The organism is Candidatus Sodalis sp. SoCistrobi (assembly GCF_900143145.1).
Classification (GTDB): Bacteria; Pseudomonadota; Gammaproteobacteria; order Enterobacterales; family Enterobacteriaceae; genus SoCistrobi.
Genome location: NZ_FRDB01000318.1, coordinates 1 through 2354 on the forward strand (window position 1 = coordinate 1; position 2354 = coordinate 2354).

3 protein-coding genes and 1 pseudogene are annotated in these 2354 nt (G+C 48.1%); all 4 read right to left on the reverse strand.

The window, feature by feature from the left end; all coding sequences use genetic code 11:
• Nucleotides 1-124: 124 nt before the first annotated feature.
• Nucleotides 125-370: an NAD-dependent epimerase/dehydratase family protein gene (locus tag CINSTRO3249_RS15120; protein ID WP_254304378.1), complete on the reverse strand. Its 246-nt coding sequence runs from the start codon at nt 368-370 to the stop codon at nt 125-127.
• Nucleotides 371-384: 14 nt separating this feature from the next.
• On the reverse strand, nt 385-1116 hold the full coding sequence (locus CINSTRO3249_RS15125; RefSeq protein WP_074013834.1) for an ABC transporter ATP-binding protein: 732 nt from the start codon (nt 1114-1116) through the stop codon (nt 385-387).
• 3 nt (nt 1117-1119) lie between these two features.
• The gene (locus CINSTRO3249_RS15130) at nt 1120-1893 is read right to left on the reverse strand and encodes an ABC transporter permease (protein ID WP_074013835.1); all 774 of its coding nucleotides are present in this window, start codon (nt 1891-1893) and stop codon (nt 1120-1122) included.
• A 53-nt stretch (nt 1894-1946) separates the two neighbouring features.
• A pseudogene (locus CINSTRO3249_RS15135) lies at nt 1947-2225 on the reverse strand (GDP-mannose 4,6-dehydratase); the annotation flags it as partial.
• Nucleotides 2226-2354 lie beyond the last annotated feature (129 nt).

Genomic DNA, 2354 nt, shown 5'->3' on the forward strand with positions numbered 1-2354 from the left:
TGCTCATGCTGAGTTTCCAGCACTAGATTAACTGCCCGTTCACGGACTTCCGGAGAGTAACGTTTGGTCGTTGTCATAGAGACCTCCACTTTTAAAGTATAGACTCTAATTTATCCGGGGTGATTCAGATAGCGTTTAGCTGGTTTTCCATGTTGCCCTGCAGGCCGAACACCAGCGAGGCAAGATGGAAAACATAGTGAGGGCGATGATGAGCAAAGAAAGCGTCCACCTGTTGCCTGTCCAGCGCGTCTAATTCCTGGCGGGACGGACAAAGGAGATGGCGATAACCCTGCGCCTGCAGAGCACGTCGCAGGCCGTGTCCCAAAACGCCATTGGCGCCGGTAATAAGGATGTTAGCATCCAGTTCCATCGTCGACTCCCTGTTTAAATATAATCATCAATTTCACTGCGGCTTATCTGACGTAGCGATCCGTTTTGCATTAGAAAGAAAGTGTTGCAAAACGCCTTTATGGTTTCCCGGGAGTGTGAGGCCAGTATCATCACCGCCGATCGATCCACCATTTGCTGTAACTTCTTGCTCATTTTGTCGCGAAATTGACTGTCTCCCACCGTTAGCCATTCATCCATCAACAATACGCTGGGCTGTAAGACGGAAATAATGGCGAACGCCAGGCGCAGAAGCATGCCGCTGGAATAAGTCCGCACAGGTAAGGAGATGAATTCCCCCAGTTCACTAAACTCAATAATGAAGGGTACCTGCCGGGCGATTTGTTTCATGGTCAGGCCCAGCAGTAAACCTCGGATGTAAATATTTTGATAACCGGTCGCCTCATTCTCCATTCCCATCGCCATATCGATGAGCGAAACCACCTCGCCGCGTATGGACACCCGACCGGCAGTGGGGTGATAAACACCGGCCAGGACCCGCAAGAGGGTGGTTTTACCGGCGCCATTGCCACCCAAAAGCGCCACCCGTTCACCCTGATGAACTTCAAAGGAGACGTTATCTAGCGCTGTCACCGCCAGCGCCTGATGATGTTTTGCCAGGTTGCCACCCACCGCCCGTCGGAACAGTAATTTCTTCAAGCTGCGTTGAGAGGCGGTATAGATAGGGAACTCAACGGAGATATTTTCAACTTTGATAATGGCTTGCATTGTTTATAACCAGTAGGCGATGCGACGCCGGGTTCTATTTAGCAATAGCATGGCCAGCAAAAACAGAATGGCTGTAATGATGAGAGCGATGCTTATTGAGCGCAGATCGGGCATCACGCCCAACAGCGGCGGGCGTATGATGTTAAAGTAATACACCAGAGGGTTGTAATTAATGTAATGTAGCATCGCTGCGGGAACTTGCTCGGTTTTCCACATAATGGGTGTGAAATAAAACGCAATAATCAGTAGGTTTTGCATTATCATTAATACATCACGAAAACGTGTGCATATGATAGCGAGAATGATTGAGCAGAAAAAAAGCGACGTAGTCAAAATGAGTAGTCCGGGCAGAAACCATAACATCTTAAATTGCCAGCCGGGCCCCACCAGCGTGATGACTATTGCGATAATAATAAAATTGTGCGCAAAAACGATGACGTTTCTACTGAGAATGCGCAATATCAGCGAACAGAAAGAGGTACTGCTTTGTTTGATGATATAGTCAAATTGAACGAAACCATTACAAGATTCCGTAAGTTGCAGCGAAATATAGGTCCAGACAACCTGTCCTATGGAAAAAAAAGGTAAATATTCGCGTACATCCAATTTGAACAGCGTCGACCATAATACGCTTAACATCCCCACCAGGACCCCGGTACTTAGTGTTACCCAAAACGGTCCCAGGACAGAGCGTTTATAACGTTGTTTAATATCAAACCAAGAAAGCACGCTCCAGATTTGCGGCTTTTTTAACGCCATGATCAGATCGGTTAGCATGTGATAATAATCATTGTTTTTTTAATGTTGCCGGAATGCCTTGCTTTCAGACGTTACTCGCTACTGTGGCAAACGGCGTAACCGTGCGATTTGAGTAAACTGTGCTGGCGCGTGGCCTGGAGATCGTGTTCCACCATTTCCGCAATCAATTGCTGCAGGGTGATTTCTGGTTGCCATCCGAGCCGCTGTTGCGCGTAGCTGGGATCGCCCAAGAGCGTATCCACTTCGGTAGGCCGGAAATAACGCTCGTCCACCTCGACAATCACATCGCCGACGCGTAATGAAGGGGCAAGGCCGCCGGTAATTTTGCTGACAAAGGCTTTCTCGTTAATGCTGAATCACCCCGGATAAATTAGAGTCTATACTTTAAAAGTGGAGGTCTCTATGACAACGACCAAACGTTACTCTCCGGAAGTCCGTGAACGGGCAGTTAATCTAGTGCTGGAAACTCAGCATGAGCA

Coding starts and splice junctions, on each gene's coding strand:
- CINSTRO3249_RS15120 (WP_254304378.1), bottom strand. CDS start 370: ATGGAACTGGATGCTAACATCCTTATTACCGGCGCCAATGGCGTTTTG.
- CINSTRO3249_RS15125 (WP_074013834.1), bottom strand. CDS start 1,116: ATGCAAGCCATTATCAAAGTTGAAAATATCTCCGTTGAGTTCCCTATC.
- CINSTRO3249_RS15130 (WP_074013835.1), bottom strand. CDS start 1,893: ATGCTAACCGATCTGATCATGGCGTTAAAAAAGCCGCAAATCTGGAGC.